The sequence below is a fragment of the Gordonia sp. (in: high G+C Gram-positive bacteria) genome, from assembly GCF_049299075.1.
Lineage (GTDB): Bacteria > Actinomycetota > Actinomycetes > Mycobacteriales > Mycobacteriaceae > Gordonia.
This window is the reverse complement of sequence record NZ_JBAQWU010000364.1, coordinates 1-6,491: the sequence shown is the minus strand read 5'-3', so window position 1 is coordinate 6,491 and position 6,491 is coordinate 1. Positions and strand designations below refer to the sequence as shown.

General features: G+C 67.0%; 10 protein-coding genes. 4 read left to right on the top strand and 6 right to left on the bottom strand.

Annotation, left to right across the window (positions count from 1 at the left end):
* Nucleotides 1-345 (top strand): TIGR03086 family metal-binding protein (locus WAW85_RS11460; protein ID WP_422559735.1); only part of this gene is annotated, 345 nt, incomplete at its 5' end.
* On the opposite strand, the gene WAW85_RS11455 is transcribed toward WAW85_RS11460, so the two are convergent.
* Complete coding sequence (locus WAW85_RS11455) at nt 320-775, bottom strand: YchJ family protein (protein WP_422559734.1); 456 nt, start codon at nt 773-775, stop codon at nt 320-322. The genes WAW85_RS11460 and WAW85_RS11455 overlap by 26 nt on opposite strands.
* 47 nt (nt 776-822) lie before the next feature.
* On the opposite strand from WAW85_RS11455, the gene WAW85_RS11450 reads away from it, so the two are divergent.
* The 3 genes from WAW85_RS11450 to WAW85_RS11440 are packed head-to-tail and all read left to right on the top strand — an operon-like array spanning nt 823 to nt 2,776.
* Nucleotides 823-1,182, top strand: a complete 360-nt coding sequence (locus WAW85_RS11450) for a GntR family transcriptional regulator (protein ID WP_422559733.1) — start codon at nt 823-825, stop codon at nt 1,180-1,182.
* Nucleotides 1,179-2,075: an ATP-binding cassette domain-containing protein gene (locus WAW85_RS11445; RefSeq protein WP_422559732.1), complete on the top strand. Its 897-nt coding sequence runs from the start codon at nt 1,179-1,181 to the stop codon at nt 2,073-2,075. Before WAW85_RS11450 ends, WAW85_RS11445 begins: the two co-directional genes overlap by 4 nt.
* Complete coding sequence (locus WAW85_RS11440; protein ID WP_422559731.1) at nt 2,072-2,776, top strand: hypothetical protein; 705 nt, start codon at nt 2,072-2,074, stop codon at nt 2,774-2,776. Before WAW85_RS11445 ends, WAW85_RS11440 begins: the two co-directional genes overlap by 4 nt.
* Nucleotides 2,777-2,866: 90 nt before the next feature.
* Here the strand turns inward: WAW85_RS11440 and WAW85_RS11435 are convergent, their stop codons facing one another.
* The 5 genes from WAW85_RS11435 to purN all read right to left on the bottom strand — a co-directional run.
* Nucleotides 2,867-3,799 carry a hypothetical protein gene (locus WAW85_RS11435; protein WP_422559730.1) on the bottom strand — a complete coding sequence of 311 codons (933 nt, stop codon included), beginning with the start codon at nt 3,797-3,799 and terminating at the stop codon, nt 2,867-2,869.
* Between the two features lie 11 nt (nt 3,800-3,810).
* A complete protein-coding gene (locus WAW85_RS11430; protein WP_422559736.1) occupies nt 3,811-4,263 on the bottom strand; it encodes a TSUP family transporter in 453 nt (150 codons plus the stop codon).
* A gap of 41 nt (nt 4,264-4,304) precedes the next feature.
* Entirely contained in the window at nt 4,305-4,571 is a 267-nt protein-coding gene (locus WAW85_RS11425; protein WP_422559729.1) for a hypothetical protein, read from the bottom strand.
* Nucleotides 4,572-4,630: 59 nt separating this feature from the next.
* Nucleotides 4,631-6,190, bottom strand: coding sequence for a bifunctional phosphoribosylaminoimidazolecarboxamide formyltransferase/IMP cyclohydrolase (gene purH, locus WAW85_RS11420; protein ID WP_422559728.1), 1,560 nt, complete (start codon nt 6,188-6,190; stop codon nt 4,631-4,633).
* On the bottom strand, nt 6,187-6,491 hold a 305-nt coding region (gene purN, locus WAW85_RS11415), incomplete at its 5' end, for a phosphoribosylglycinamide formyltransferase (RefSeq protein ID WP_422559727.1). The genes purN and purH, both read right to left, overlap by 4 nt.

The window sequence follows — 6,491 nt, the reverse complement described above, 5'->3', positions numbered from 1 at the left end:
GGTCAGTGGTGGGCGCAACGCGCGGCCGAGGCACGGGCCGCCGCCGACACCGTCGACGATCTGGACCGCGTGGTGGACAGCCCGATGGGGCCGCGCACCGTCCGGGAGGGCCTGTCGTTCCCGGCCGTGGACTTATTCATTCACGGTTGGGACCTGGCGGCCGCCATCGGGAACAGCGTCGAGATCCCGCCGGCGGCCATCACCTTCATCGAGGCGATGTTCGGGCACATTCCCGACGAGGCCTCCCGCCAGCCCGGCGTCTTCGGGCCGAAACGCGACGCCGCCCGCGACGCGACCCCGACCGCCGCGCTCATCGCCTTCACCGGCCGCGACCCGGGCTTCTGACCACGTCGCCGTCGACGTAGTACCAGCGTCCGTTCTCACGGACGAACCGACTGAGTTCGTGAAGTTCTCCGCGACCGTCTGGGCCGCGGTAGACCGCAATGAACTGCACCGTGCCGGCGGAGTCGAAAGGTCCACCGGCACTGCAGGATTCGACGGTCAGGTGCAGCCACCGCTGCTCCAGATCCAGGTCAATCACCGGCGGCCGGGTGGTCAGATGCCAGGTCTCGAGCAGGTGTGCCGCATCGCCGAGGGCGAATGCCGTGTACCGGCTGCGCATGAGCGCCTGTGCGGTCGGTGCCGCCCCTCCGGTCGCACTTGCGACGTATCGCGCGCAGCACAGCCCGAACGTCTCCCCGCTCCCGCACGGGCAGCGCCCCGCGTCGTCGTACGTCGTCATCACCGTGACGCTACCGGTTGACAGCACTCGCACCGGGTGCCATGGTTAGTTAGTCGACTAAGTAACCAAAGGACCAAAGCATGATCGAACAAGGACGGGCAATCTTCCAGCAGATCGCCGACCAGGTCGCCGACTCGATCATCGACGGCGCCCTGGCCGAGGAGAGCCGGGCACCCTCCACCAATGAACTAGCGACGTTCTACCGAATCAACCCGGCAACCGCCGCCAAAGGCGTGAACCTGCTGGTCGACAAGGGCGTGCTGTACAAACGCCGAGGGATTGGCATGTTCGTCGCGACCGGCGCGGCCGAACTACTGCAACGCCAGCGCCGCGAATCCTTCGCCGACCGCTACCTCGACCCCCTACTCGCCGAGGCGACCCGGCTGGGCTTGACCCCCGCCGACGTCGTCGACCTCATCACGAACAGGAGCACCCCATGACCTCCGCCACCGGTCAGCCAGCCATCGCGGTCCGCGACCTCACCAAACGCTACGGCGACAACACAGTCCTCGACGCCATCAGCTTCGACGTCGAACCGAACACCATCTGCGGCCTCTTCGGCCGCAATGGTTCGGGCAAGACGACCATCATGTCGATCCTCACCGCCCAGAACTTCGCCGACGCGGGCCAAGTGGCGATCTACGGCGCGGAGCCGTACGAGAATCCGCATGTCCTCGAGCGCATGTGCTTCGTCCGGGAGAGCCAGAAATACCCCGACGACAGCAAACCCGCGCACGCCTTCACCATTGCCGCGCTGTTCTTCCCAAACTGGGATGCCGACCTCGCCGCGCAGCTCATCGACGACTTCCGGCTCCCGGTGACCACGAAGATCAAGAAGCTCTCCCGCGGACAGCTCTCCGCGGTCGGCATCATCATCGGCCTGGCGGCGCGCGCCGACGTCACCTTCTTCGACGAGCCCTACCTCGGCCTGGACGCCGTCGCTCGGCAGATCTTCTACGATCGGCTGCTCGCCGATTACGCCGAGCACCCGCGCACCATCGTGCTCTCGAGCCACCTGATCGACGAGGTCGCCAATCTGATCGAGCAGGTGATCGTCGTTGACGACCAACACATCGTCGTCAACGAGTCGGTCGACGATCTGCGCGAGCGTGCCTTCTCTGTCGTCGGACCGGCGACCACCGTCGATCAGTTCATCGGCCAACGTGAGGAACTCCATCGTGAGCGCCTCGGCCCAGTCGCGCAGGTCACCGTCCTCGGGGCACTCACTGATCGCGAGGAGCACGAGCTCGCCGCCGCCGGCCTGTCCACTGCACCTGTGTCCCTGCAGGAACTGATCGTGCGCCTCACCCAGAAGACTGGAGCATCGCAATGAACCGCACCGCCAACGTCGTCCGCATGCAGTTGGTGAACCGCAACACCTTCATCTGGATACCGCTGATGATTCTGTTCGCTGCGTTCGCCATCACCCTGGCCGTGTACGGGATCATTCTCTTCTCGGTCAACGGCCCCATCGATGAGCCGATGTATAGCGGCGGCACCCAAGCCCCGCTCTGGTACTTCGCCATTGTCGGCGTCTACGCCCTGAATCTGACATTCCCGTTTTCGCAGGCGATGAGTGTCAGCCGTCGCGAGTTCTTCAACGGCACCATGGCGACCGCCCTCGGGACCTCGCTGGTCCTCGCCGTGATCTACCTGATCGGCGGCGTGCTCGAGCGCGCCACCGACGGTTGGGGCTTCGACGGATACTTCTTCTACCTGCCATGGATCTGGGACCAGGGTCCGCTGGCCGCCGCACTGTTCTTCTTCACCGCCGCCATCCTGGCCTTCACCATCGGTTTCCTCGGCGCATTGATCTACCGGCGGTTCGGCCTGATCTGGCTGCTGGCCACCATCATCGGGTTTGTCGTGGTGCTCCTGGTGGCCGCCCTGGGGATTTCGGCCTCCGACTCCTGGTCGGCTTTCGGCCACGCCCTGGCTCACGCCAAAGCGGTATACGTCGCCCTGAGCGGCCTCACCGCCGCGGCCGCCGCCGCCGGCCTGAACTACGTGATCCTCCGCCGCGCCATCCCCTAGTCCCGCGGCCTTCCGTCGCTCCCGCGCCCTTTCCCGGTTCGCCCTCACGTCCCGGGAAGGCGCGGGAGCCGTCGTTGGGCGTCCGAGCGACTAAAGGATGCCGAACCGACGGAGCCGCTCGGCCACCCGGCCCACCATCCGGCCCCGCCATAGATCGTCGATCGTCCACCGGATCGGATCGGTACCGACATCACGGAGGGCCTCCTCGCGCTTCTTCTCCCGGAGGATCGCATCGAGTTCCGATTCCCCCGGACGACGATGCTTGAGGTACTTCACTGTGCCGTCGAGTTCTCCGGACACCTTCTCGTTCCAGTCGAAGTCCGTGAACGCGCGCTGCCGTACGCCGTCGATAGTCACCACGTACTCGTGTTGAAGATCAGGCTTCGGCAAACCCGCCTCGATCAACTGGGCACGGCTCCAGGACTCTCCTGGATTCGCGGCCCGGCCGTCAGCCAGCCGGAGTGCATACCGGGCGACCGCGATGCCACGCCGTCGTCGTTGCTCGAGCACTTCGGTCAACTCCTCGCGCAGCACCCCGGCACGTAGCGCCGAATCGAATACGGCCAGTGCGCGCGCAAAGCGGCCGCCGGCAGCCGCCTCCGCGGCGACGTCGACCGTCGTGCGCAACAGTCCGGTGAGGGTCATCCCATCGACGGTCACCGTAGCCCCCTCCGTCGGCCCCTCGTGCACGTGCCGCGTCGACCGCCGACTTCCGCGCGCACCGTCACGGACCACGTGCACGCGGCTTCGGTCCGGGTTCAACAGCGGCAGTCGGAGCACCGCTGCGGCCGACTGATGACTGAGCACGAACGGTGTGTCCGTCCGGGTCGCGGCGGCCACACACTTGAGCCGGTACAGCTCATCGGGCACGTAGAGATCCTTCACCCGATCGGCAATGACGTACACGCCACGACTGACACGGAGCAGATCCTTCGACGCGATCAGCTGGGCGAGGTCGTCTTCGGAGTGCCCCGAATCGAGCGCCTCGGCGCGCCACGTCAGGCCGTGGGAATCTATTGGCAACCTCATATGAATTAGACGCGCGCGAACCGTTCTCGGTTCCATTTCCCCCTCGCGCGCCCTCCGCCGGTTCCCTCGCCGTATGGTGCTTCGCGCGCCCTTCGTCGCTTTCCGCGCCCTATCGCGGTTCGCACGGATTCCCGGGAGGCCGTCGGAACCGCGAGAGGGCGCGGGAACCGGTGGCGAGTCAGTTGAGCGTTCGTGATGCCGAGCAATGCGGACTTGAGCAAAGTGGCGTGCCACAGCGGCAAACCGGTGAGCACCATGGCCAGCGCCACGAACATCACGCCCGCCCCCGCCCCGAAGTAGCCGCCGTAGACGGCGACAAGAAAGACACCGACCGGCCACCAGGCCGGATGGTTGGTCCGCTCCCCCACGCGGGCGCGCAGGCGCGGCTGCAAGAGCAAGGCGATCGAGGCGAGGGCCACCAGATACGGCACGACGACGAAGACCTTGTCCGGCGACAGCAGCAGGATCCCCGCCCCGACCGCACCGCCCAGTAGCGCGATCAGACCGTCCTGGGCCAGTGATCGGCCCCCGTGCCGCGCCCCGCCGACGTGCCGTCCTCGGCCAGGAGAACCCGGCCGGATTTCGCGAAGCTGCCGACGCCGACGGCCACCATCGCCACCGTGTTGGTGACATTGGCGGTCAGCGGATTCAGTCCCACCAGCAGCAGCGCCGGATAGCTGATGATCGATGCCAGCCTGGTGACGTAGCCGACCACGCCCGCGGCGAAGCCCGCTGCGACGAGGAGGGCCAGGTCAGCCAGCGACATGGGTGCGTGGTGCCGACGGTGCGGGCTGGTACCTCGCCCGGCTCAACCAGCGCGTGGTATCAGTGAGCGAAATGCCGGGCGCCGGTGAAATACATGGTGATGCCCGCGGCGGCGGCCGCCTCAATCACCTCGTTGTCGCGGACGCTGCCGCCCGGCTGCACCACGGCGCGCACGCCGGCCTGCGTCAGCACCTGCAGACCATCGGGGAACGGGAAGAACGCATCCGAGGCAGCCACCGACCCGGCGGCCCGGTCCCCGGCGCGGGTCACGGCCAGCTGGGCCGAATCGACGCGGTTCACCTGCCCCATGCCGACGCCGACCGAGGCGCCGCCGCTAGCGAGCAGGATGGCATTCGACTTGACCGATCGGCAGGCGCGCCACGCGAAATCGAGGTCGGCCAGGGTCTGCGCGTCAGCGGCATCGCCGGTCGCAAGGGTCCAGTTGGCCGGATCGTCGCCCTCGGCGTCGAGCACGTCACGCGCCTGCAGCAGCGCACCTCCGGAGATCGGCCGCAACTCGATGCCGGACTCAGTCGGAGGCTCAGCCACCAAAATCCGCACGTTCTTCTTGCGGGACAGCACCTCGACGGCGCCCTCGTCATAGCCGGGCGCAATGATCACCTCGGTGAAGATCTCGGCAACCTGCTCAGCCATCTGCACGCTCACCGGGCGGTTAGCCGCGATCACGCCACCAAAGGCGCTGACCGGATCGCACTCGTGCGCTTTGCGGTGCGCGTCGGCGATCTCCGCGCCGACGGCGATTCCGCACGGGTTCGCGTGCTTGATGATTGCTACTGCCGGATCGGCAAAGTCGTAGGCGGCACGCCAGGCGGCATCCCCGTCCGTGTAGTTGTTGAAGCTCATCTCCTTGCCGTGCAGTTGCTCGGCCTGGGCGAGCCCGGCCGGACCGGAGTTGGCGGTGTAGAGCGCCGCGGCCTGGTGCGGGTTCTCGCCGTAGCGCAGCACCGCGCTGCGATCCCACGTGGCACCAGTCCACACCGGGAACTGCGAATCGGTATCCGGCGCCACCACACTGCTCATCCACGAGGCGACGGCGACGTCGTAGTCGGCGGTATGCCGGAACGCCTTCGCGGCCAACGCTCGCCGCGCGGCAAGATCGAAGCCACCGGCGGCAACAGCCTCGGCGATGCGCAGGTAATCAGCCGGGTCCACGACGACCGCCACCGACGGGTGATTTTTGGCGGCGGCACGCACCATGGACGGTCCGCCGATGTCAATCTGCTCCACGCACTCGTCGGGGGAGGCGCCGGAGGCGACGGTCGCGGTGAAGGGATACAAGTTGACGCAGACCAGCTCGAACGGCGCGATGCCGAGCTCGTCGAGCTGCGCCAAGTGATCGTCCTTGCGGGTGTCGGCCAGCACCCCGGCATGTACGCGCGGGTGCAGTGTTTTGACCCGACCTTCGAGGCACTCCGGGAACCCGGTCAGCGCACTGACCTCGATCACCGGTACGCCCGCACCGGCGATGGTCTTGGCCGTCGAACCCGTCGAAACGATCTCGACGCCGGCCGCATGCAGCGCGGTCGCGAGCTCGGTGAGTCCGGTCTTGTCGTAGACGCTGATGAGGGCTCGCCGGATTGGCTTGCGAAGTGCGTTCACTGCAGGTGTGCCTTTCGTCCATCGGTGACCACGCCGCGGGTCACCAGTGCCTCCACCACATCGGGGAGGAGATCACGTTCCACTATCTTGATGCGTTCATGCAGGGTCTCGACGGTGTCGGCGGCGGTCACCTCGACGATCCGCTGCGCCAGTATCGGTCCGGAATCGACGCCGCTATCGACCAAGTGCACCGTGCAACCGGTGACCTTGACGCCGTATCCCAGCGCGTCGGCCACCCCATGCGCGCCCGGAAATGCGGGCAGCAGCGCCGGATGCGAGTTGACGATGCGCTGACCGAACT

Bases quoted from the DNA above. Each gene is read 5' to 3' on its own strand.
- WAW85_RS11450 (WP_422559733.1), top strand. From the start codon at position 823: ATGATCGAACAAGGACGGGCAATCTTCCAGCAGATCGCCGACCAGGTC.
- WAW85_RS11445 (WP_422559732.1), top strand. From the start codon at position 1,179: ATGACCTCCGCCACCGGTCAGCCAGCCATCGCGGTCCGCGACCTCACC.
- WAW85_RS11440 (WP_422559731.1), top strand. From the start codon at position 2,072: ATGAACCGCACCGCCAACGTCGTCCGCATGCAGTTGGTGAACCGCAAC.
- WAW85_RS11425 (WP_422559729.1), bottom strand. From the start codon at position 4,571: ATGTCGCTGGCTGACCTGGCCCTCCTCGTCGCAGCGGGCTTCGCCGCG.